The organism is Pseudomonas salmasensis, assembly GCF_014268375.2.
GTDB classification, from domain to species: domain Bacteria; phylum Pseudomonadota; class Gammaproteobacteria; order Pseudomonadales; family Pseudomonadaceae; genus Aquipseudomonas; species Aquipseudomonas salmasensis.
In genome coordinates this window covers 1009045-1031078 of record NZ_CP077083.1, presented here as the reverse complement: position 1 = coordinate 1031078, position 22034 = coordinate 1009045, and the positions used below count along the sequence as shown (strand labels likewise).

At 61.5% G+C, this 22034-nt stretch carries 24 protein-coding genes, 1 tRNA gene and 3 pseudogenes; 14 read left to right on the top strand and 14 right to left on the bottom strand.

The window, feature by feature from the left end; all coding sequences use genetic code 11:
* Positions 1-226: 226 nt before the first annotated feature.
* On the top strand, positions 227-1051 hold the full coding sequence (ttcA, locus tag HU731_RS04255; protein WP_014718888.1) for a tRNA 2-thiocytidine(32) synthetase TtcA: 825 nt from the start codon (positions 227-229) through the stop codon (positions 1049-1051).
* 67 nt (positions 1052-1118) lie between these two features.
* Complete coding sequence (locus HU731_RS04250; protein WP_034127867.1) at positions 1119-1790, top strand: DNA-3-methyladenine glycosylase I; 672 nt, start codon at positions 1119-1121, stop codon at positions 1788-1790.
* A gap of 133 nt (positions 1791-1923) precedes the next feature.
* On the opposite strand, the gene HU731_RS04245 is transcribed toward HU731_RS04250, so the two are convergent.
* The 3 genes from HU731_RS04245 to arsC are packed head-to-tail and all read right to left on the bottom strand — an operon-like array spanning position 1924 to position 3276.
* Positions 1924-2328: a DUF2069 domain-containing protein gene (locus tag HU731_RS04245; RefSeq protein WP_032896701.1), complete on the bottom strand. Its 405-nt coding sequence runs from the start codon at positions 2326-2328 to the stop codon at positions 1924-1926.
* Positions 2312-2926: an NAD(P)H:quinone oxidoreductase gene (gene wrbA / locus HU731_RS04240; RefSeq protein WP_003192060.1), complete on the bottom strand. Its 615-nt coding sequence runs from the start codon at positions 2924-2926 to the stop codon at positions 2312-2314. The genes HU731_RS04245 and wrbA overlap by 17 nt, the downstream gene beginning before the upstream one ends.
* Positions 2923-3276 carry an arsenate reductase (glutaredoxin) gene (gene arsC, locus HU731_RS04235; protein WP_186607991.1) on the bottom strand — a complete coding sequence of 118 codons (354 nt, stop codon included), beginning with the start codon at positions 3274-3276 and terminating at the stop codon, positions 2923-2925. Before arsC ends, wrbA begins: the two co-directional genes overlap by 4 nt.
* A gap of 115 nt (positions 3277-3391) precedes the next feature.
* Between arsC and HU731_RS04230 the strand changes: the two genes are divergently transcribed.
* Positions 3392-3853, top strand: coding sequence for a TlpA disulfide reductase family protein (locus HU731_RS04230; RefSeq protein WP_186607992.1), 462 nt, complete (start codon positions 3392-3394; stop codon positions 3851-3853).
* A gap of 267 nt (positions 3854-4120) precedes the next feature.
* Here HU731_RS04230 and HU731_RS04225 read toward each other — a convergent pair whose 3' ends face one another.
* The 4 genes from HU731_RS04225 to HU731_RS04210 form a co-directional block, all read right to left on the bottom strand.
* Positions 4121-4525, bottom strand: a complete 405-nt coding sequence (locus HU731_RS04225; RefSeq protein ID WP_186607993.1) for an META domain-containing protein — start codon at positions 4523-4525, stop codon at positions 4121-4123.
* On the bottom strand, positions 4522-4962 hold the full coding sequence (locus HU731_RS04220) for a hypothetical protein (RefSeq protein ID WP_003192054.1): 441 nt from the start codon (positions 4960-4962) through the stop codon (positions 4522-4524). The genes HU731_RS04225 and HU731_RS04220 overlap by 4 nt, the downstream gene beginning before the upstream one ends.
* A 71-nt stretch (positions 4963-5033) precedes the next feature.
* Positions 5034-6023 (bottom strand): 2-hydroxyacid dehydrogenase, encoded by a 990-nt coding sequence (locus HU731_RS04215; protein WP_186607994.1) that lies wholly within the window; start codon positions 6021-6023, stop codon positions 5034-5036.
* Positions 6024-6170: 147 nt separating this feature from the next.
* A complete protein-coding gene (locus tag HU731_RS04210) occupies positions 6171-8924 on the bottom strand; it encodes a response regulator (RefSeq protein WP_186607995.1) in 2754 nt (917 codons plus the stop codon).
* A gap of 205 nt (positions 8925-9129) precedes the next feature.
* Here HU731_RS04210 and HU731_RS04205 point away from each other — a divergent pair, with 205 nt between their 5' ends.
* Together HU731_RS04205 and HU731_RS04200 are read left to right on the top strand one after the other, a co-directional pair.
* Positions 9130-9858, top strand: a complete 729-nt coding sequence (locus tag HU731_RS04205; RefSeq protein ID WP_186607996.1) for a response regulator transcription factor — start codon at positions 9130-9132, stop codon at positions 9856-9858.
* Complete coding sequence (locus HU731_RS04200) at positions 9845-11203, top strand: sensor histidine kinase (RefSeq protein ID WP_056783717.1); 1359 nt, start codon at positions 9845-9847, stop codon at positions 11201-11203. The genes HU731_RS04205 and HU731_RS04200 overlap by 14 nt, the downstream gene beginning before the upstream one ends.
* 3 nt (positions 11204-11206) lie before the next feature.
* Here the strand turns inward: HU731_RS04200 and HU731_RS04195 are convergent, their stop codons facing one another.
* The gene (locus HU731_RS04195; protein WP_003192045.1) at positions 11207-11722 is read right to left on the bottom strand and encodes a DUF2062 domain-containing protein; all 516 of its coding nucleotides are present in this window, start codon (positions 11720-11722) and stop codon (positions 11207-11209) included.
* Positions 11723-11857: 135 nt separating this feature from the next.
* On the opposite strand from HU731_RS04195, the gene HU731_RS04190 reads away from it, so the two are divergent.
* From HU731_RS04190 to murB, 8 genes are all read left to right on the top strand, one after another.
* Positions 11858-14083 (top strand): ComEC/Rec2 family competence protein, encoded by a 2226-nt coding sequence (locus HU731_RS04190; protein WP_186607997.1) that lies wholly within the window; start codon positions 11858-11860, stop codon positions 14081-14083.
* A gap of 108 nt (positions 14084-14191) precedes the next feature.
* Complete coding sequence (locus tag HU731_RS04185; protein WP_003192043.1) at positions 14192-14827, top strand: flagellar polar localization protein PocA; 636 nt, start codon at positions 14192-14194, stop codon at positions 14825-14827.
* Complete coding sequence (locus tag HU731_RS04180; RefSeq protein WP_186607998.1) at positions 14824-15252, top strand: flagellar polar localization protein PocB; 429 nt, start codon at positions 14824-14826, stop codon at positions 15250-15252. Before HU731_RS04185 ends, HU731_RS04180 begins: the two co-directional genes overlap by 4 nt.
* The gene (gene lpxK, locus HU731_RS04175; RefSeq protein ID WP_186607999.1) at positions 15252-16262 is read left to right on the top strand and encodes a tetraacyldisaccharide 4'-kinase; all 1011 of its coding nucleotides are present in this window, start codon (positions 15252-15254) and stop codon (positions 16260-16262) included. Before HU731_RS04180 ends, lpxK begins: the two co-directional genes overlap by 1 nt.
* 24 nt (positions 16263-16286) lie before the next feature.
* Positions 16287-16472 carry a Trm112 family protein gene (locus HU731_RS04170; protein WP_003174668.1) on the top strand — a complete coding sequence of 62 codons (186 nt, stop codon included), beginning with the start codon at positions 16287-16289 and terminating at the stop codon, positions 16470-16472.
* On the top strand, positions 16469-17233 hold the full coding sequence (gene kdsB, locus HU731_RS04165; RefSeq protein WP_186608000.1) for a 3-deoxy-manno-octulosonate cytidylyltransferase: 765 nt from the start codon (positions 16469-16471) through the stop codon (positions 17231-17233). The genes HU731_RS04170 and kdsB overlap by 4 nt, the downstream gene beginning before the upstream one ends.
* Positions 17233-17697: a low molecular weight protein-tyrosine-phosphatase gene (locus HU731_RS04160; RefSeq protein WP_186608001.1), complete on the top strand. Its 465-nt coding sequence runs from the start codon at positions 17233-17235 to the stop codon at positions 17695-17697. The genes kdsB and HU731_RS04160 overlap by 1 nt, the downstream gene beginning before the upstream one ends.
* Positions 17694-18713 carry a UDP-N-acetylmuramate dehydrogenase gene (gene murB / locus HU731_RS04155; protein ID WP_186608002.1) on the top strand — a complete coding sequence of 340 codons (1020 nt, stop codon included), beginning with the start codon at positions 17694-17696 and terminating at the stop codon, positions 18711-18713. The genes HU731_RS04160 and murB overlap by 4 nt, the downstream gene beginning before the upstream one ends.
* A gap of 71 nt (positions 18714-18784) precedes the next feature.
* Here the strand turns inward: murB and HU731_RS04150 are convergent, their stop codons facing one another.
* Positions 18785-19456: a Bax inhibitor-1/YccA family protein gene (locus HU731_RS04150; RefSeq protein WP_003192030.1), complete on the bottom strand. Its 672-nt coding sequence runs from the start codon at positions 19454-19456 to the stop codon at positions 18785-18787.
* Between the two features lie 152 nt (positions 19457-19608).
* On the opposite strand from HU731_RS04150, the gene HU731_RS04145 reads away from it, so the two are divergent.
* A tRNA-Ser gene (locus tag HU731_RS04145) sits at positions 19609-19699 on the top strand.
* Positions 19700-19815: 116 nt separating this feature from the next.
* Here the strand turns inward: HU731_RS04145 and HU731_RS04140 are convergent.
* The 5 genes and pseudogenes from HU731_RS04140 to HU731_RS28260 form a co-directional block, all read right to left on the bottom strand.
* Positions 19816-20863: pseudogene (locus HU731_RS04140) on the bottom strand (tyrosine-type recombinase/integrase).
* A 1-nt stretch (position 20864) separates the two neighbouring features.
* The gene (locus HU731_RS04135; RefSeq protein WP_186608003.1) at positions 20865-21107 is read right to left on the bottom strand and encodes a DUF4224 domain-containing protein; all 243 of its coding nucleotides are present in this window, start codon (positions 21105-21107) and stop codon (positions 20865-20867) included.
* Between the two features lie 2 nt (positions 21108-21109).
* A pseudogene (locus tag HU731_RS04130) lies at positions 21110-21330 on the bottom strand (hypothetical protein).
* Between the two features lie 175 nt (positions 21331-21505).
* Positions 21506-21751, bottom strand: coding sequence for a hypothetical protein (locus HU731_RS04125; RefSeq protein WP_225931594.1), 246 nt, complete (start codon positions 21749-21751; stop codon positions 21506-21508).
* Positions 21748-22019: pseudogene (locus HU731_RS28260) on the bottom strand (hypothetical protein). Before HU731_RS28260 ends, HU731_RS04125 begins: the two are co-directional and overlap by 4 nt.
* Between the last annotated feature and the right edge of the window lie 15 nt (positions 22020-22034).

The window sequence follows — 22034 nt, the reverse complement described above, 5'->3', positions numbered from 1 at the left end:
AATGGCCTGAAAGGTCTGGATAGATGTGCGACCTCAAGTCGCAGTATAGGAAGGGATGACCGGAATAACCGTAGGGCCTTTAGAGCAAATTGCGCTGTAAACACAGGCGCTAATCGCGGTGCGGTCTGTCGGGAGTCATGCAATCCAGCTCCCACATTGGAACTGCGCCAGTCTTGCCGGTAAAATGCTGCGCTTTTCGTCACACACCTTTGCGGATCCAAGCGCCATGGGCACTCTTACAGTCAACCAGAACAAACTGCAAAAACGCCTGCGTCGCCTGGCCGGTGAAGCGGTCGCCGATTTCAACATGATCGAGGACGGCGACAAGGTCATGGTCTGCCTCTCTGGCGGCAAAGACAGCTACACCATGCTCGACGTGTTGTTGCACCTGCAAAAGGTCGCACCGATCAAGTTCGAGATCGTGGCGGTCAACATGGACCAGAAACAACCCGGTTTCCCCGAGCATGTGCTGCCGGCCTACCTGAAAGAGCTGGGCGTGGAGTACCACATCGTCGAGAAAGACACCTACTCGGTGGTCAAGGAGCTGATCCCGGAAGGCAAGACCACCTGCTCGCTGTGCTCGCGCCTGCGCCGTGGCACGCTCTATACCTTTGCCGATGAGATCGGCGCGACCAAGATGGCCCTGGGTCATCACCGCGATGACATCGTCGAGACCTTCTTTCTCAACATGTTCTTCAACGGCTCGCTCAAGGCCATGCCGCCCAAGCTGCGTGCCGATGATGGGCGCAACGTAGTGATCCGCCCGCTGGCGTATTGCAACGAAAAGGACATCCAGGCTTACTCCGACTTCAAGCAATTCCCGATCATCCCGTGCAACCTGTGCGGCTCCCAGGAAAACCTGCAGCGCCAGGTGGTCAAGGAGATGCTGGTGGACTGGGAGCGCAAGACCCCCGGACGTACCGAAAGTATCTTCCGCAGCCTGCAAAACGTGATCCCGTCGCAATTGGCCGACCGCAACCTGTTCGACTTCACCAGCTTGAAAATCGATGAGACCGCCGCATCGCGTTTCGTCAATGTAGTGAACCTCTGAGTCTTCCCAAGGCTCTAGTACACGGCGCTTGCGGGCGCCGTTTTCAATTCGACTGACAGGAGAGGGCATGCGCGATTACAAGTGGCTGCACGAATATTGTCTGAACCGCTTCGGTTCGGCGGCCAAGCTGGAAGCCCATCTGCCGGTGCCCAAGACCCCGGCGCAATTGCGCAAGATCACCGATGACCGTTACCTGTCGACCTTGGCGCTGCGGGTGTTCCGCGCCGGTTTGAAGCACAGCGTGGTCGATGCCAAATGGCCGGCGTTCGAGCAGGTGTTCTTTGGCTTCGACCCGGAAAAAGTCGTGCTGATGGGCGCCGAGCACCTGGAACGGCTGATGCAGGACACGCGCATCATCCGCCATTTGGGCAAGCTCAAGAGCGTGCCGCGTAATGCGCAGATGATCCTGGATATCGAGCAGGAAAAAGGCAGCTTCGGCGCGTTTATCGCCGATTGGCCGGTGACTGATATCGTCGGGTTGTGGAAGTACCTGAGCAAGCATGGCCACCAGCTGGGCGGGCTGTCGGCGCCGCGCTTTTTGCGCATGGTCGGCAAGGACACCTTTGTGCCGAGCGATGACGTGGTGGCGGCGTTGAATGCGCAGAAGATCGTCGACAAGGCCCCGACCAGCTTGCGCGATTTGGCGACAGTGCAGGGCGCCTTCAATCAGTGGCATGCCGAGAGTGGGCGGCCGATGTGTCAGCTGTCGATGATGTTGGCCTATACCGTCAACCATTGATACTGATCGTTCCCACGCTCCGCGTGGGAATGCTGCCCAGGACGCTCTGCGTCCCAGGCCTCGTGCAAGGGTGACGCGGAGCGTCACAGGATGCATTCCCACGCGGAGCGTGGGAATGATCAGTCACGATCAGTCAATTGGCCAGTCGCCGGTTCAGCTGATGCCGCCAACGCACATACAGCAACGCCGTGCAAAACACCGCCAGGCTCGCGAGCATTTCCAGCACCCCAAACCACTGGCGGTTCGGGTCATACGCGGCCAGCGCGCCCTTGATGAAATACAGGTTCACCACAAAGCACATCCACGAATGCCCGCGTGCGCTGCCCATCAGCATGCCTGGCGCGAGTATCAGCAGCGGCACCAGCTCGATCAGCAGGATGACCCAGGGGCGTGCCCCATGCAGGTCGGCGACAAACAGGTAGTACGCGCACAACAAGCCCACCAGGCCCAAAAACGCCAGCAGGCTCAGCGCGCGTGCCACCTTGACCCGCGGCTCCAGCCACTCCCGTGGCGGCAGGACCTTAGGCTTCCTGGCCACGGCCGTTCTCCAGCAGCGTGGCGGTCTTGGCCAGGCGCAGGCCCAGGGCCCGGCACAGGGTGATTTCATGCTGGTCGAGCATGCGCTTGCCGTCTGGCCCGGAATGGTGGCTGGCGCCATACGGCGTGCCGCCGCCCTGGGTATCGAGCAGGGCCTGTTCGCTGTAGGGCAGGCCGGTGATCAGCATGCCGTGGTGCAACAGCGGCAACAGCATCGACATCAGCGTGGTTTCCTGGCCGCCATGCAGGCTGGCGGTGGAGGTGAACACGCCCGCCGGCTTGCCGACCAACGCGCCGGTGAGCCACAGGTTGCTGGTGCCATCGAGGAAGTACTTGAGTGGCGCAGCCATGTTGCCGAACCGGGTCGGGCTGCCCAGGGCCAAGCCCGAGCAGTGCTTCAGGTCGTCCAGGCTGGCATACAGCGCGCCTTCGTCGGGAATGCTCGGTGCCACCGCTTCGCACTCGGTGGAAATCGCCGGCACGGTGCGCAACCGCGCTTCCATGCCGCCTTGCTCGATACCCCGGGCAATCTGCCGGGCCATCTCGCTCACCGAGCCGTTGCGGCTGTAATACAACACCAGCACATAGGGCGTACTCACGGCAGGATCTCCAGCACGTTCTCGGGCGGGCGGCCGATGATGGCTTTGTCGGCGGTTTCCAGGATCGGACGTTCCATCAGCTTGGGATGGGCGGCGATGGCGGCGATCAGTTGCGCTTCGCTCACGCTGGCGTCGGCCAGGTTCAGGGTTTTGTATTCGTCTTCGCCGGTGCGCAGCAGTTGGCGTGCGCTAATCCCTAGCTTTTTCAGCAGGGCCTTGATTTGCGCGGCATCCAGCGGGGTTTCCAGGTAGCGCACCACGGTCGGGGTGAGGCCGCGGGCTTCCAGCAGTTCCAGCGCACCGCGCGATTTCGAGCAGCGCGGGTTGTGATAAAGCGTCAGATCGGTCATGTGCGGGTCGCATCTTGCGTAAGGTGGCGGGTATTCTACCTGCGCTGGCGCCTGTCCTTAAACCGTAAGAGGCGATAGGCCGCAGCCAACGTTCATTTTTGCGAAGGAATACCCCATGACAAGGCGACTGATCGGTGCATTGGCGATCATCACAACCCTGCTGCTCAGCGGCTGCGGTAACGATTACGGCGTTGACCAATATGGCCAGAAAGTGGCGGCCGAACGCTTGGACAAACAGTGGCTGGTGGTCAACTACTGGGCCGAATGGTGTGGCCCGTGCCGCACGGAAATCCCCGAGCTCAATGCCCTGGCAGAACAGTTGAAAGGCCAGAATGTTGGGGTGTTCGGCGTCAACTTCGACAATGGGCAGGGTGAAGAACTCAAGGCCGCCAGCGACAAGCTGGGGATCAAGTTCACGGTACTGGCCCAGAACCCGGACGGGATCTTCGAGATTCCACGCAGCGAGGCCTTGCCGGTGACTTACATCATCGACGACAAGGGCAAGGTGCGTGAGCAGTTGATGGGTGAGCAGACGGCGGAAGGGGTGTTGGCCAAGCTCAAGGCCCTGAAAGGCTAAAACTGTGGGGCTGGCTTGCCTGCGATGGCCATAGGTATCTACGCAACTTTGGTGCGACGCTGGACCTGTGGCGAGGGGGCTTGCTCCCGTGACGACCGGATAGCCGACGCTGTTCTAACTGACGCACCGCGATCCAAATGTGGGAGCTGGCTTGCCTGCGAAGGTATCGACTCGGTGTGCCTGAATCACCGAGTTGACTGGATCGCAGGCAAGCCAGCTCCCACAGAACCAGAGGACACCGCGTTAATACAGGAGCGTGCGCCTAGGTCAGCCTTCTTCGAGCCACAAGCGGATCGGCTTGCCTTCGGCCGGCCAGAACCGCGTCTGCTCGATCGGCGAGATGTCCCAGCGCTGCACGCCTTTCAGGACCTGGAAGAAGCGATGCTCTTGCTCCATCAGGGCTTCGGCGCACATTTTTCGGGTGCTGCCGACCGGGCCGAAGCTGAGCTTGTTGCCTTCGACGGTGTACGGTGCAAACCAGTGGTTGCAGCCGCCATTGCCATAGGCCCGGCCATCGGCGCCCAGGGTGACGGTAAGGTGCGCGTAGTCCATCAGCGGCCGCTCACCGATCCATTCCACTACGTAGCTGTGGTCGCGTTCGAGCTTGGCGCCATCGGCGGCGCAGCCTGCCAGGCCTACGCCGAGGGCGGCGAGCAGCAGCGGGCCTTTCATTGCGCGGCCTGCTGGCATTTCGGGCAGCGGTGCTTATCGCCTTCGCTGGCCCAGCCCAGTTCTTTGATACGCGCGTTGGCAGCCGGTTGCAGCGGTGCCTTGGTCAGCTTGGTTTCTACGGCGAATTCAAACTCCAGCACGGCGTCGCAGCTGTCGCAGTTGACCTTCCAGGTGTGAATTTCCAGTTCGCCAAACTTCGGCCCTTGGGCCATGGCGACCCACTGGCCCGCCGGGCGGATGGAGTAGCGTGCGTCACCTTCGACGGTCAGGCGCATCGACAGGGTTTTACTGCCGCGCAGGCTGACGATCAGGACGTCGCCATGTTTGATCGAACCACCGTTGCCGGTGACCTGGTAACGGCCCGGCACCAGGGCGCGGCATTCGATCAGGGTGTGTTGCGGGCTCAGCAAGCTGAAGCGGAAATCGTGTTCGGCCATGGATCCTCCAAATAGGCGCGGCATCCTATCACGGGTGCCGGCCTATCATGAGCCTGGTATGTGACCACTGATCATCCCTCGACCAGGTTCTGCGCCCGGCCATCGGCCCACGCGGCAATGTTGGCCAATGTGGTGCCGGCAATCGCCGCCAGGGCTTCACGGGTGAGGAAGGCCTGGTGCGCGGTGATGATCACGTTGGGGAAGGTCAGCAGGCGGGCGAGCACGTCATCCTGCAGGGGCAGGTCCGAGCGGTCCTCGAAAAACAATTGAGCTTCTTCTTCGTAGACGTCCAGCCCCAGGTAGCCCAACTGGCCAACCTTGAGCGCTTCGATCAGTGCCGGCGTATCGACCAGGCCACCGCGCCCGGTGTTGATCAGCATCGCACCGGGTTGCATCTGCGCGAGCGAGCGGGCATTGATCAGGTGTTTGCTGTCGGCGGTCAACGGGCAATGCAGGCTGATGATTTGCGCCTGCGCCAACAGTTCAGGCAGGCTTACGTAGCGGGCACCAAGTTCCTGCACCTGCGGGTTGGGGAAGGGGTCGTAGGCCAGCAACTGGCAGCCGAAGCCGGCCATGATCTTGGCGAAGGTCGCGCCGATCTGCCCGGTGCCGACCACGCCGACCGTTTTGCCGACCAGATCGAAACCGGTGAGCCCGTGCAGGCTGAAATCACCGTCGCGGGTGCGGTTGTAGGCACGGTGCAGACGGCGGTTGAGGGCCAGAATCAGCGCGACCGCGTGCTCAGCCACCGCGTGGGGCGAATAGGCGGGTACGCGCACGATGCTCAGGCCCAGGCGCTGGGCGGCCGGCAAGTCGACATGGTTGTAGCCCGCCGAGCGCAGGGCAATCAGGCGTGTGCCGCCCTTGGCCAGTTGCTCCAGCACGGGGGCGCTGAGGTCGTCGTTGATAAAGGCGCAGACCACCTCGTGGTGTTCGGCCAGGGCCACGGTATCGAGGTTCAGGCGTGCCGGTTGGAATTGCAGTTCCAGGCCGGCCGGCAGCGGTTCGCCGAGGAAACTCTCGCGGTCGTACGTTTGGCTGCTGAAGAGAATGACGCGCATTAAAAAGGCTCCCTGCAATGACAAAATAGATGCGTACCTGTAGGAGCGAGCTTGCTCGCGAAAAACGTCAACGATAACGCGTTCATTCTGGTTTAACGCGGTGTCCTTTGGTTTTTCGCGAGCAAGCTCGCTCCTACAGTCGGACGGTCAGGCACTCACTCTGGCTTCACTGGCCAACCGCGCAATCGCCATGTCCAGTTCGTCCAGCGCGGCCATGGCCTTGGCGTCATCCTGCTTGAGCAGGGTTTCGGCGCGTTGGCAGGCTGCCCGTAATTGCGGCACGCCACAGTAGCGGGTGGCGCCGTGCAGGCGGTGAACGCGTTCGATCAAGGCGTGGTTGTCATTGGCTTCGCGGGCGACGGTAATTGCCAGGCGATCAGCCTCCAGGGAGGCCAGCAGCATGGCGAGCATATCGGCGGCCAGGTCGGCCTTGTTGGCGGCCAGGCGCAGGCCTTCTTCGTGGTCGAGTACCAACAGTTGCACGCCCTGGGCCGCACCTTCGTGGGCGCGCTCCGGGCCTTGGTTACGCAGCGCCAGGCCGGTCCATTTCAAGACCACCTGGGCCAATTGCCGCTCGCTGATGGGTTTGGTCAAGTAGTCGTCCATACCGCTTTGCAGCAGAGCGCGTTTTTCGTTGGCCATGGCGTGGGCCGTGAGGGCCACCACCGGCAGCGGCGTGCCGTGGCGCTCGCTTTCCCACTGGCGGATCGCCTCGGTGCTTTGGCGGCCATCCATGCCGGGCATTTGCACGTCCATCAGCACCAAATCGAAAGTTTCCTGCTTCACGGCGTCGACGGCCGCGTAACCGCTTTCTACCGCCTGCACCTTGGCGCCCATGTCTTCCAACAGGGTTTGCACCAGCAGCAGGTTGGCCGGGTTGTCGTCCACGCACAGCACCCGTGGCGCACGGCTGGACAACGGCTCACCGGGTTCGCTGCGCGAAGGGCGCGGGCTGATCAAGTCGGCCAGGGAGCGGCGCAGTTTGCGCGTACAGGCGGGCTTGGCCTGCAATTGGCTGTTGGGGTTGGGCACCGATTGGTTGAACAGCATCTGCTCGGTGGTGGGGCACAGCACCAGCACCTTGCAGCCCAGGTGTTCAAGGTCCCACAGGTGTTGGTTGAGGCGCTCGGGCGGAATGTCATTGGCCGTGACACCGAGCACCGCCAGGCTGATGGCCTGTTCGGTCTGGTGCGCACTGGTGATGCCGTTGGTCAGGCTTTCCAAGGTGTTGAAGGGCGTGACTTCCAGGCCGCAGTCTTCCAACTGATGTTGCAGGGCCTGGCGCGCCAGTTCGTGGTTTTCCAGCACGGCCGCACGCCGCCCCAGCAGCGGCGCGGCGGGCAGGTCTTCGACGTCGTCACGGGTCTTGGGCAGGTTCAGGCTGATCCAGAATTCCGAACCTTCACCCGGCGTGCTGTCGACGCCGATTTCGCCGCCCATCTGCTCGATCAACCGCTTGGAAATCACCAGGCCCAAACCGGTGCCGCCGGGCTGGCGCGACAGCGAGTTGTCGGCCTGGCTGAATGCCTGGAACAGGGCGCGCACATCCTGATTGGACAGGCCAATGCCGGTGTCTTGCACGCTGATGCGCAATTGCACGCTGTCTTCCTGCTCATCCTCGATCATGGCTCGGGCCACAATGGTGCCTTCGCGGGTGAACTTGATCGCATTGCTGATCAGGTTGGTCAAAATCTGCTTGAGCCGCAGCGGGTCGCCCACCAACGCCAGCGGCGTGTCGCGGTAAACCAGGCTCACCAGTTCGAGCTGCTTGGCATGGGCGGCGGGGGCGAGGATGGTCAAGGTGTCTTGCAGCAAGTCGCGCAGGTTGAAAGGCACGCTGTCGAGCACCAGTTTGCCGGCTTCAATCTTCGAGAAATCGAGGATTTCGTTGATGATGCCCAGCAGGTTGTCCGCAGACTTTTCGATAGTGCCCAAGTAATCCAACTGGCGCGGCGACAGCTCGCTTTTTTGCAGCAAGTGAGTAAAGCCGAGGATGCCGTTGAGCGGGGTGCGAATCTCATGGCTCATGTTGGCCAGGAACTCCGACTTGATACGGCTGGCTTCCAGGGCTTCCTTGCGCGCCAGGTCTAGCTCGATGTTCTGGATCTCGATGGTTTCCAGGTTCTGGCGCACGTCTTCGGTGGCCTGGTCGATGCTGTGTTGCAGCTCTTCCTGGGCATTTTGCAGGGTTTCGGCCATGCGGTTGATGCCTGACGCGAGCTGGTCCAGCTCCTGGCTGCCCAAGGGAGGCAAGCGTGTCTCCAGGTTGCCGTCCTTGAGTTGGGCCACTGCTTGCTTGATCTGGCCAATCGGCGAATTGATGGTACGGCTGATACGCAGGGCGAGGGCGGCGGTGCACATCAGGCCGATGGCGATCAGCAGCAGGCTGGCGAACAGGCTGCGATAGCCACGCAGCAACATGCCATTGTGGGACAGCTCCACTTCGACCCAACCCAGCAGGCGGTCGGCCTCATCGGGAATCAACTCGCCCGCCAGGTTGCGATGGCGGCCAAACACCGGCAGTAGATAGCGGGTGGCGTCGTTGCCGGTGCGCTGCAACAGGTGCGAGCTGTTACCGGTGGGTGGCTGGTTGAGCATGGTCGGGCCGGCGTGGGCCAGGGAAGAGCGGTCTGGCGCGAGGAAAGACACCGCGCGCACATCCGGCTGCTCCAGGGACTGGGTCGCGATGCGCTCCAGCAGGTCGGTGTTCTTGTGGCCCAGGGCAGGCGCCACCAAGGGTGCCAATTGCTCGGCGATCATTTCGCCGCGTTGTAGCAACTGGGTCTGCAATTCCGAGAGCTGCATCCAGGTGAAATAGCCGCCCAACAACAGCGCCATCAGACTGGTCGGTAATAAGGTCAGCAACAGTACGCGGCCTTTTATCCCCATTCTTCTAAGCACGCCACTCTCCTGCTACCACGTTGTTATCAATTATCCACGCCGGCATCCGGCCCGCGCCACCTGCGCAGTGTAGCCATTTGCGCGGCCTGGAATCTTGCAAATTAATGACATGCGGCAATCTTCGGGCCATTCGGCGCCGGGTGGCGATTGCCTGTGAACGTTTAATCTTGAATAATCAGTGATTGAGAATGACTTGCAGACGCTAATGACTCCCGCAGCAGTTGGCCTACCCAGTATCCTGACCATCGAAGACGACCCGGTGTTGGGCGCCTATGTGCACGAGCAGCTTGGCCGCAGTGGCTTCCAGGTGACCTGGTGCCGGAACGGTCAGCAGGGCCTGCAACTGGCCCGCGCCCAGGCCTTTGACCTGGTGCTGATGGACATTCTGCTGCCGGGGCTGGACGGTTTGTCGGTCCTCACCCATTTGCGCCAGAGCCACGCCATGCCGGTGATCCTGATGTCGGCCCTGGGCGCTGAGGCCGATCGTATCAGCGGTTTTCGCCTGGGCGCAGACGACTATCTGCCCAAACCGTTCAGCATGGTTGAACTGTGCGTGCGTATTGAAGCGATTCTGCGCCGCGTTGCCCTGGACCGCCGGCCCGAGCCGCCGCGTGCCCCGGCACCCGAAGATGCCCGGGTGCTGCACTTTGATGATGAACGCTGCGATGTGTCCTGCCAGGACCAGTGGGCCGGGCTCACGCGCAGCGAATACCGCCTGCTGGAAACCCTGCACCGCAATACCGAAGAAGTCCTCAGCAAAGCCTTCCTGTATCAGCAGGTGTTGCAGCGCGGTTATGCGCCCCATGACCGCAGTCTCGACATGCACGTCAGCCAGATCCGCCGCAAGCTCAAGGCCATCGGTTACATCGAGCGTGAAGTGCGCACCGTGTGGGGCAAGGGCTACGTGCTGAGCGGTCACGATGAAGGGCTTTGAGCGACTGCCCGGCAAACACTCGTTGTTCTGGAAGCTGGCCTGCCTGTTGATCGCCTTCTGTTTGCTGATGATTTGGCTCAGTTGGTCGTGGGGCCGCTACATGGAGCAGCAGAGCGCGTACCTGTCCGAGAAGTCGCGGGAGATTCTCACTGGCTATGCCGCCGGTGCCGAACTGGCGTGGAGCACACAGGGCAGTGCTGGCGTGGATGCCTGGCTGCAGCGAATGGCCGAGCGTGAAAGCACCTGGGTTGGCGTGATCGGTAACGACTTGCAGTCCCTTAGCAGCACGCCCTTGAGTGACAAGGAAAGCCAGCGCCTGACGTTCTTGCGTGGATTGGATTGGCCGGTCAGCCGGCATGTCATCGGTTTGCCCTGGATGAAGGTGCCGTTTCCGGTCGACCCTGGCGCGGGGTCGTTGGTGATCGAGCTGCCGCAGCGCTTTATGCCAGGGCGCTATCAACTGTTCTGGCGAGTGGTCACCAATGGTGTGATTCCCGGTCTATTTACCCTGTTGCTGTGCATCGGCCTCTATCGGCTGCTGATCATGCCCCTCAATCAATTGCGCGAGCAGGCCAATGCCTGGCGTGCCGACCAACTCAATACGCGAATGTCCCGTGATGCCACCAGCCGCCAGGATGAACTGGGCGAGCTGGGCCGGGCTTTTGACCATATGTCCGAACGCTTGCAGGGCACGGTGCGTTTGCAGCAGCAGTTGCTGCGCGATATGTCCCATGAACTGCGCACACCCTTGAGCCGCCTGCGAGTAGCCTGCGACAGCGAGCAAGACCTGGCCAAACTGCGCGAGCGCCTGGGCCGTGAAATCGACGCCATGCAGCGCCTGGTGGAAGACAGCCTGCAACTGGCCTGGCTCGACAGCGAAACCACGCCGCTGCCCCAGGAAGATATTCAGCTCCAGGCGTTATGGGACATATTGCGTGAGAACGCGTGTTTTGAAAGCGGTTGGCCCGCATCGCGCTTGCCGTGCCTGTTACCGGCGGACAGTTGGGTGCGCGGCAACCTGAATGCACTGGCCCAGGCCCTGGAAAATATCCTGCGCAACGCCATACGCCACTCGCCCAAGGGCGGCTGCGTGCAACTCGACGGCTGTCGTGAAGGAGACTATTGGCATATCTGGCTGCAGGATCAGGGCCCGGGGATTGCCGAGGGTGACCTGGAGCGCATCTTCGCGCCCTTTACCCGTCTGGACGGCTCGCGGCCCGGCGATGGCGGTTTCGGCCTGGGCCTGAGCATTGCCCGCAACGCAGTGCAGCGCCAGGGCGGTCGCTTATGGGCAGAAAACACCGGGCAGGGTCTGCGGGTGCATTTGCACTTGCTGGCCCGTTAGCGTTCAGCGCCGACGCAGTTTGCGTTTTTTCCACTGGTGCGCCACCCACCAGCGCCAGTACGCCATGGTCAGGCAATAGGCCAGGGCGCCCAATACCACCCCCAATACCACCGAACCCAGCAGGAACGGCTGCCAGAGGGTGCTCAGCTGGCCGCTGATCCATTCCCACGTCAGGTTATCGGGCAAGCTGCGTGGCGGCACGTTCATCAGCCAGGCGCCGGTCATATAGGTGCAGATGAACACCACCGGCATGGTGATGGGGTTGGTCAACCACACCAGGCTGATGGCAATAGGCATATTGCCGCGCACCGAGATCGCGAGCACTGCGGCGAGCAACATCTGCAACGGAATCGGGATAAACGCCGCAAATAAACCCACCGCCATGGCGCGCGCCACGGAGTGCCGGTTCAGGTGCCAGAGGTTGGGGTCATGCAGCAGCGTGCCAAGAAACTGTAATGACTTGTGTTCCCTGATACTGCTGGGATCGGGCATGTACCGTTTGAATAAGCGCCGGGGCATAAGGGGTCCAGGTCAATTCGAGGGGCAAGTATGCCCGGATTCTATAAACAGAAAATTCAGACTTTGTGACAAAACATCATAGGCGTTGTCGTTCAGCCGGCTAAGACTGAGTGGATCACGGAGAAAGGATGATCCATGAAGACAGGGATGTTGGCGTTGGCGCTGGGGTTGCTGACGTTGCGTTGGTTGCCGGCCCTGCCGCCCGGCACCGTGCTATTGGCCATGCTGGTGCTGGCCTTGATGCTGTTGCCTTTTCGGTCCTATCCCTTGGCCTTCTTCCTGGTGGGGTTGAGCTGGGCTTGCTTCAGCGCGCAGCGGGCGTTGGATGATCGACTGCAGCCGGCCCTGGACGGGCAGACTCGTTGGGTGGAGGGGCGTGTGGTCGGCTTGCCCCAGCAGACGGGTACGGGCGTGCGCTTTGAACTGGCCGACGGCCGGTTGCGCAAGGGGCGGCTGCCCAAGCGTATCCGCGTGTCCTGGCACGGCGGGCCAGTGGTGAACAGCGGCGAGCGCTGGCGCCTGGCGCTGACACTCAAGCGGCCTGCGGGCCTGCTCAATTTCCATGGGGTTGACCATGAAGCCTGGCTGCTCGCCCAGCGTATCGGTGCCACTGCAACGGTGAAAGACGGTGAACGTCTCGCACCGGCCCGCAATGCATGGCGCGATGCTGTTCGCCAGCGCCTGATGGCGGTGGATGCCCAAGGCCGCGAGGCGGGCTTGGCGGCGCTGGTATTGGGCGACGGTTCCGGCCTGGCGCCTGAGGATTGGCAGGTGTTGCAGGACACGGGCACGGTGCATCTGCTGGTGATTTCCGGGCAGCACATCGGCTTGTTGGCGGGCTTGATCTACGGCTTGGTCGCTGTTTTGGCGCGCTATGGTTGCTGGCCCCGAACCTGGCCGTGGCTGCCGTGGGCGTGCGGCCTGGCTTTTGGCGCAGCGTTGGGTTATGGCCTGCTGGCGGGGTTTGGCGTGCCGGTGCAGCGGGCTTGTGTAATGGTCGGCCTGGTGTTGCTGTGGCGTCTGCGGTTCCGCCATTTGGGGCTATGGTGGCCGTTGCTGCTGGCGCTGAATGGCGTGCTGGTGCTGGAGCCCTTGGCCAGCCTGCAGGTGGGGTTCTGGTTGTCGTTTGCGGCGGTCGCGGTGTTGCTGCTGGCATTTGGAGGGCGCTTGGGGCCGTGGAGCGTCTGGCAGGCGTGGACCCGGCCCCAGTGGTTGATTGCCATTGGCTTGTTTCCGGTGTTGCTGGTGCTGGGTCTGCCCATCAGCCTCAGCGCACCGGTGGCCAATCTGTTTGCCGTGCCGTGGATCAGCCTGGTGGTGTTGCCCTTGGCGCTGCTGGGCACGGCGTTGTTGTGGGTACCGCTGGCGGGAGAAGGTGTGCTGTGGCTGGCCGGCGGCGCGCTGGACGGATTGTTCAAGGGCCTGGCGCTGCTGGCCGGGCAATTGCCGGCCTGGGTGCCGCCCGAGGTGCCGCTGGGGTATTGGCTGGTCAGCCTGATGGGCGCGGTGGTGTTACTGCTGCCCAAAGGGGTGCCGTTCCGGGTGTTGGGCTGGCCCATGCTGTTGATGGCCGTTTTTCCGCCCCGGGAGTGGGTGCCCCACGGACAGGTAGAGGTGCTGCAACTGGATGTCGGCCAGGGGCAGGCACTGATCCTGCGCACCCGTCATCACACCTTGCTCTACGATGCCGGGCCGCGCTCGGGGCCTGTCGACCTCGGCGCGCGCGTCGTGTTGCCGTCGTTGAAAAAACTCGGGGTAGAGCAGTTGGACATGATGCTGCTCAGCCATGCCGACGCCGATCACGCCGGTGGTGCGGCAGCAGTGGCTCGGGGGCTGCCCGTCAAACGCGTGGTGGGCGGCGAAACCGAGGGCTTGCCAGCCTTTCTCGCCACCCAGCCCTGTACCAGCGGCGAGCGCTGGGAATGGGACGGCGTGTGGTTTGAACTGTGGCAGTGGGCGGGTGGGCTTGAGGGCAATCCGAGGTCGTGCGTGCTGCACGTCCAGGCCAATGGCGAACGCCTGCTGCTCACCGGCGACATTGATCGCGCCGCCGAACAGGCGTTTCTGGCTTCCCCGCTGGCGGTTCCGACCGACTGGCTACAGGCCCCGCACCATGGCAGCCGCAGTTCTTCGTCCTGGCCTTTCGTACAAAGGTTGGCGCCCACCTCGGTGCTGATTTCCCGCGGGCGCAGCAATACGTTCGGCCATCCTCATCCGCAGGTCCTGGAGCGCTACCAAGCGCTGGGCAGCCGGGTGTATGACAGCGCCGAACAGGGCGCCGTGCGCCTGCGCCTGGGGGCGTTTGTGCCGGCGACGGTTGCGCGCAGCCAACGTCGTTTCTGGCGCGAACCGTTACCGTAATCAGGCGTTACCAAAGTTTCGAACCGCGACAGAAGGGCCTGTAGCCGGTGAACCCCTCTGTTGACCCTATATGGTAAAGTGGCGCACTTTTTCGAGGGGACATTCACTGTGTGGGAATTGGTCAAATCCGGCGGCTGGATGATGTTGCCGATCATTCTGAGCTCCATCGTCGCACTCGGCATCGTCGCCGAACGCCTGTGGACCCTGCGCGCCAGTCGCGTCACCCCCGAGCACTTGCTGGGGCAGGTCTGGGGCTGGATCAAGAACAAGCAGCTCGACAAGCAAAAGCTCAAGGAGCTGCGTGCCAATTCGCCACTGGGTGAAATCCTCGCCGCCGGCTTGGCCAATTCCAAGCATGGTCGCGAGATCATGAAAGAGTGCATTGAAGAAGCGGCCGCCCGGGTTATCCATGAGCTGGAGCGCTATATCAACGCCCTCGGCACTATCGCCGCCATGGCGCCGTTGCTGGGTTTGCTCGGCACGGTACTAGGCATGATCGATATCTTCAGTGCGTTCACGGGCTCGGGCATGACCACCAACGCGTCGGTACTGGCCGGGGGTATCTCCAAGGCCCTGATCACCACCGCAGCGGGCTTGATGGTGGGGATCCCTTCGGTGTTCTTCCACCGTTTCCTACAGCGGCGCATTGATGAGCTGGTGGTCGGTATGGAACAGGAAGCCATCAAGCTGGTAGAAGTGGTGCAGGGCGACCGTGATGTAGACCTGGTCGAGGGCAAAGCGTGAAATTTCGCCGCAAGCAACGGGAAAATATCGATATCAACCTCGCGTCGTTGATCGACGTGGTGTTTATCCTGCTGCTGTTTTTTGTCGTGACCACCACCTTCACCCGCGAAACCCAGCTGCGTGTCGACTTGCCTGAAGCGGTAAGCGGCTCGCCTGCCGAAGACCAGCAGGTCAAGCAACTGGACATCGCCATCAGCGCCGAAGGGGTGTTTTCGGTGAATAACCAGTTGCTGGAGAAAAACGACCTTGCCAGCTTGATGGAGGCGTTGCAGAAGGAATCTGGCGGCGACACCCAGTTGCCGCTGTCCATCAGCGCCGATGGCAAGACCCCGCATCAAGCCGTGATCACCGCCATGGACGCTGCCGGCAAGCTCGGTTTCAGCCATTTGCGCATGACCACCGTCGAGGCGGCGAGCCCGCCCTGATGGCCATGTCCGATCGCTTACTCAAGGCCTGGTACGAGGGCCACCCGGCACTGGCATTGTTGCGGCCACTGGAATCGCTGTATCGCCGCGTGGTGCAACGTAAGCGTGCGCGCTTTGTGGCAGGCGAGGGCGAGATTTATCAAGCGCCGGTGCCGGTGGTCGTGGTGGGCAATATCACTGTAGGCGGCACCGGCAAGACGCCGTTGATCCTGTGGTTGATCGAGCACTGCCGCCGCAGCGGTTTGCGCGTGGGCGTGGTCAGTCGAGGCTACGGTGCCAAGCCGCCGCAGTTGCCGTGGCGGGTCGAGGCCGGCCACAGTGCCGAGGTGGCCGGTGATGAACCCTTGCTGATCGTGCAGCGCAGTGGCGTGCCTTTGATGATCGACCCCGATCGCAGTCGTGCGGTGAAGGCCCTACTGGCCAATGAGCCCCTGGACCTGATCCTCTCCGATGACGGCCTGCAACACTACCGCCTGGCCCGCGATCTTGAACTGGTGCTGATCGATGCCGCCCGCGGCCTCGGCAACCGCCGCTGCCTGCCTGCCGGGCCGTTGCGCGAACCGGTGGAGCGCCTGCACAGTGTGGATGCGGTGCTCTATAACGGTGCCGCCTCGGACCGTGAAGAGGGTTATGCCTTCCGCCTGCAGCCCACAGCGCTGGTTAACCTGCACAGCGGCGAGCGCCAGCCGGTCACCTATTTCCCGCAGGGCCAGCAGGTGCATGCGGTGGCCGGTATCGGTAACCCGCAACGTTTCTTCAATACCCTTGAAACGCTACACTGGCAGCCGCTACCCCATGCTTTTGCCGACCACGCGCCCTACAGCGCCGAGGTCTTGAGTTTTACCCCGTCATTGCCGCTGGTCATGACCGAAAAGGACGCGGTGAAGTGCCGCGCCTTTGCCCAGCCCGACTGGTGGTACCTTGCGGTGGATGCGGTACCGTCGCCGGCGTTCGTCGCCTGGTTCGACACGCAGCTGATGCGTCTGCTGCCCAACCGTCTCTTGCCTTAAAACGCTTCTTTCCAGGAAACATTCATGGACACCAAACTGCTCGATATCCTCGCTTGCCCGATCTGCAAAGGCCCGCTCAAGCTCAGCGCCGACAAAACCGAGCTGATCAGCAAAGGTGCCGGCCTGGCTTACCCCATCCGTGATGGCATCCCGGTCATGCTCGAAAGCGAAGCCCGTACCCTGACCACCGATGAGCGCCTGGATAAATGACCACCGCCTTTACCGTTGTCATTCCCTCGCGCTATGCCTCGACGCGCCTGCCGGGCAAGCCGTTGCAAATGATCGGCGATAAGCCGATGGTCCAGCTGGTGTGGGAGCAAGCCTGCAAAAGCAGCGCCGAGCGCGTGGTAGTGGCCACCGATGACCCGCGTATTATCGAGGCGTGCAAAGGTTTTGGTGCCGAAGCGGTACTGACCCGCGAAGACCATAATTCCGGCACTGACCGCCTGGCCGAAGTGGCGACCAAGCTTGGCCTGGCACCTGACGCCATCGTGGTGAACGTGCAGGGTGACGAGCCGTTGATCCCGCCGAGCATCATTGACCAGGTCGCGGCCAACCTGGCTGCCGACGCCGAAGCGCGCATGGCGACCCTGGCCGAGCCGATCGAAGACCTTGAGACGCTGCTCAACCCGAGCGTGGTGAAGGTAGTCAGCGATATCAACGGCCTGGCCTTGACGTTCAGTCGTTCAGTGCTGCCCTGGGCGCGCGATGCCTTCGCCAAGCGCGCTGATGTGTTGCCGGAAGGTGTGCCGTATCGCCGCCACATCGGCATTTACGCCTACCGCGCCGGTTTCCTGCATGACTTCGTCAGCTGGGGCCCGTGTTGGCTGGAGAACACCGAGTCCCTGGAGCAACTGCGTGCGCTCTGGCACGGCGTGCGTATCCACGTCGGTGATGCCTTGGAAGCACCGCCAGCCGGTGTCGACACCCAGGAAGACCTCGAACGCGTCCGTCGCCTGCTGGGCGCCTGATGGAAGTTCTGTTTGTATGCCTGGGCAATATCTGCCGCTCGCCAACCGCTGAAGGCATCTTGCGCCATAAATTGCGCGAAGCCGGCTTGGCGGGCCAGGTTGAGGTGGCGTCTGCCGGTACCGGCGAATGGCATGTCGGCAACCCACCGGACCAGCGCAGCCAACGTGCGGCGCTGGCGCGAGGTTATGACTTGTCGAGCCAGCGTGCCCAGCAGGTTTCCCGCGCGGACTTTGCCCGCTATGACCTGATCCTGGCCATGGACAATAGCAACCTGCGCAATCTCAAGGCCATGCAGCCGGGGCAGGGCAAGGCAGAGCTGGATTTGTTCCTGCGTCGCTTTGCTGGCGAAGTGGACGAAGTGCCAGACCCTTACTATGAAGGTGAGCAAGGTTTCGAACGGGTCCTGGACCTGATCGAACGCGCCTGTGATTTATTGGTGATCGAATTGAAGGGGCGGCTATGACCTTGCAAGTGCTTGCGCAGGTATCGCTCAAGCCATTCAACAGCTTTGGCATCGATGTGAACGCGCAATTGTTCGCCGAGGCCCACAGTGATGCTGACGTGCGCGAGGCCATTGCCTATGCCGCCGCGCACGCGGTGCCGTTGCTGGTGATCGGTGGCGGCAGCAATTTACTGTTGACCCAGGATATTCCGGCGCTGGTGTTGCGTATGGCGACCCAGGGCATTCGCGTGCTGAGCGACGATGGCACGCACGTGGTGGTCGAAGCCGAAGCGGGCGAAGCCTGGCATCCGTTTGTACTGTGGACCCTTGAACACGGCTTCTGCGGCCTGGAAAACCTCAGCCTCATCCCCGGCACGGTCGGTGCGGCGCCGATGCAGAACATCGGTGCCTATGGCGTAGAGATCAAGGATGTCTTCGCCGGCCTAACCGCGCTGGATCGCCAGACGGGTGAACTGCGGGACTTCAGCCTCGACGAATGCAACTTTGCTTACCGTGACAGCCTGTTCAAGCACGAAGTCGGGCGTTGGCTGATCCTGCGGGTACGCTTTGCCCTCAGCCGCGCCACTCACCTGAAACTCGACTACGGCCCGGTGCAACAGCGCCTGACCGCGCAGGGCGTCACCCACGCCACGCCAAGCGATGTGAGCCGCGCGATCTGCAGCATTCGCCGCGAGAAACTGCCAGACCCGGCAGAGCTGGGCAATGCGGGCAGCTTCTTCAAGAATCCGCTGGTGCCCCAAGCCCTGGCTGTGGAGCTGCAAAGCCAGTATCCAGACATGGTGGCCTATCCTCAGGCCGACGGCCAAATGAAACTCGCCGCCGGCTGGCTGATCGACAAGGCCGGTTGGAAGGGCTTCCGGGAGGGCGATGCGGGCGTGCACAAGCTGCAAGCGCTGGTGCTGGTCAACTACGGCACCGCCACCGGGCAGGAGATTGCCCAGCTGGCGCTACGCATCCAGCAAGATATCTTCACGCGCTTCAAGGTCGAGCTGGAAATGGAACCCAATCAGTACTGAGCTTTATCGGGCCTGAAAATGAAAATGCCCCGTATCTTGCGATACGGGGCATTTTTTAAGGCGCTGGCTGATCAGTCATCGCGGCTCATGATGCCGAAGATCTGCAACAGGCTGATGAACAGGTTGTAGATCGACACATACAGGCTGATGGTCGCCATGATGTAGTTACGCTCACCGCCATGGATGATGGCGCTGGTCTGGAACAGGATGCACACCGAGGAAAACAGCACAAAACCCGCGCTGATCGCCAGTTGCAGGCCGCTGATCTGGAAGAACATGCTGGCCACCACGGCCGCCAGCAACACGAAGAAACCTGCGGTGATGAAGCCACCCAGGAAGCTCATGTCTTTACGGCTGATCAGCACGTAGGCTGACAGACCACCAAACACCAAGGCGGTCATGGCAAATGCCGAGCTGACCACTTCCGCACCGCCGGCCATGCCCAGGTAACGGTTAAGGATCGGGCCGAGGATAAAGCCCATGAAACCGGTCAAGGCAAACGCCGACACCAGGCCCCAGGCCGAGTCACGCAGCTTGTTGGTCAAAAAGAACAGACCGTAGAAGCCGATCAACACGACAAAGATATTCGGGTAACCGACGCGCATCTGCTGGGCCACGTAAGCCATCACGCCGCTGAATGCGAGGGTAAGGGCGAGCAAGCCGTAGGTGTTGCGCAACACGCGGCTGACTTCAAGCTGCTCAGCCTGCGCGTTGCCATTCACTGCGTAATTCTGTTCGCGCATGGCGACACTCCTTCAGTTTTGAAACGTTCAGTCGCAAAGATCATAACAGACGCCCTGTAACAAGCGATGCAGAGAGTTTGACAGTGTGTTTCATTCGGGTATTATGGCGCCCGCTGACACGGGATGGGCTACTATAATCCTGTGATGCACAAGGGAAATTGGCAGAGTGGTTGAATGCACCGGTCTTGAAAACCGGCGGACGTTAATAGCGTCTCCAGGGTTCGAATCCCTGGTTTCCCGCCAAGATTTACACGAAAGCCCCGCGAAAGCGGGGCTTTTGCGTTTTCGGGGTTTGGATAGGCAGAGGCGGTTTCTGAGAGGGGTTCCGAAACTTTCGGGTAGGCGTTCCGAAACTTTGCCTAGTTGGACGGTTTCGCGGTGGCGCTAATCCTCCTGTAAACCCGCTTTGTGATCTCCTGTTGCTGTGTCCCAGCAGCAGGCTGGCATCCCCGATATCGATGATTTCCGACGCGGCCTTCGGCCGGATGTCGCGGAACTGAAACCCTCCAATCCTGGCCGCGAGCAGCGGGTCGCCTTGTTCGATGGCGTTCTGCTGGGCTTTTTCTCGAGCCTTGTCCCAGCGCAAGCGCAACATCCCCTTCGTCATTCGCTTTCCATACCTGTTGATCAACAAGTACTTGGATGAATGACCGACATTCCTTTCGCCAATCTCCCTGACCAATTTCCCCAAGCTGTTTTCCCCGGCTTCCGTGCGCATCAGGATTCGAAGCTTCTGGCCGGTCTTGCCCTGCGTTACCAGGAAGTAGTCACCTTCGGTATCGTCGCTACGCATGATCAGCACGTCAGCAGGTCGCTGTCCGGTCAAATAGCCCAGGTCCATGGCTTCCTTGAGTTCTTGTTCCGCAACTGCGTAGGCGGCATCCCAAACAGTCGCGTTGGCGTAGTAATCACGCGGCGCCTCCTTGTTCTTTCTGATGCCCTGGCAAGGGTTCTCCCGCTCCGTCAATCCCCACTCCCAGGCCATGTTGAAAACATGGGACAGGGGCGCGATCTCGCGGTTGGCACGAACCTTCGCTGAGCGGGCATCACGGTAGCCGGCGATGTTGAACGGCGTAATTGAATCGATGGGCGCCTCATCAAACGTAGGACGAAGCTGTTTCAGTTCGGCCATGTTGTCCTTCTGGGTCCGCGCCCCCTTTTTTGGAATGACGCCGCGCGCGTACCTGTCGAAGATGCCCTTCATCGTTGTCACGTCGGCAGGCTTTTCTTTGGCCCCCAGTTTGGCCCACTTCAGCCTGGCTTTGCTCAGGTCTGTTCCAAGCGGAATCTCTTTTCCCGCTGAGTCACGGTAGTAGTAGCCGATCCAGACCTTGCCATTCTTCCTTGGGCGCTTACGGTGCACCATTCCTGGCGGCAAGTCCCTGTTTCCGTGTTTCGGGGGCGCATATCAGTTCACTCTGGAGAAATAAGGCGTCCAAGCTGGACGCGCCGGCGGCGGGGTTGGATCTGCGATTGCGGCGTTAACCAAGCCAAGCTTCATGCGCGCGTACATACGACCCACCAGAGGGCGGCCGACGCGGCTCCCGATGAACACCCAGTTTCGGTCTTTCAGCCATTTGCGCTGGTGAGCGCGATGCTTATAGCCGGTTAGGTCGGCGAGCTCGTCGTCCGACAGGATCTCTGCTTGCATGCCTACCTCCGGCCGGCCGCCGTGGGCCGCGCTGTCTTGATGATGTGGATGGCCAGGGCAAAGGTGATCAGTAGCCAGACGCGTGTGCCGGCGAAGGCGTAGAGGATGTCGACCGTTTCGCCGTCGGCCAGAAGGCGGGGTCGATCCAAAAGAACCAGCATCCGCTGCCGACCAGGTACAGCAAAGCGCCCAGCAGTAACAGGGTGAGTTTCATAGCGAACAGGGGGTGTCCTTTCCGCGCTGGGCGGCAGAGGTGGAGTTATCAATAGATGAGGACGTAGGCGAGCGCGAGGGTGGAGATCATGGCGTCCCCCCGGTTTCAGCCTGCAGTTCGGCGGCTAGGCCAGCATGCCACCAATACCGCGGGCGTTGGTACCAAGCGTGGGATTCCTCCCGTATCACCAGGCCCTTTCGATGTAGCGCCTTGAATGCGCTGAGCACTGAGCCAGCGCTGATTTCAAGGCGGTGTCCAATTTGATAAGTAAGGCAGCCAATGCCGAAGACGCAATGCTGTCACCTGCTGCCACCTTCGCACGGTCATGCTCATGCAGATGGGTTGTTACGCCGTGATATCGGTACACGTTTTCGCCCCCGATCATGCGCAGATCATCAAGGATGCTCTGCTGCTTTTGCGTGAGCTTCATGGTGTCACTTCCCGGCGTGCCCACCAGCAGGCAGGGCCGTCGTCGGTGTCGTGAATGGTCAGGCAGAACTAGCCTTTGCCATCAGGCCAAACCGGCTCACGGTAACTGCAATCAAGGTCATGAGATTTGAAGTAATGATCGGCAATCGCTTCGTCTCCATATTCAAGGCTGACCATCTGAATCGTCAGGCTCTGCTCAGAAAAATCCAAGCCTTACACTTGTCGCCATCACCCTCTTCAAACACCGGCATGTCGGGCTGCTGGAACATGCCATTTTCGTCACG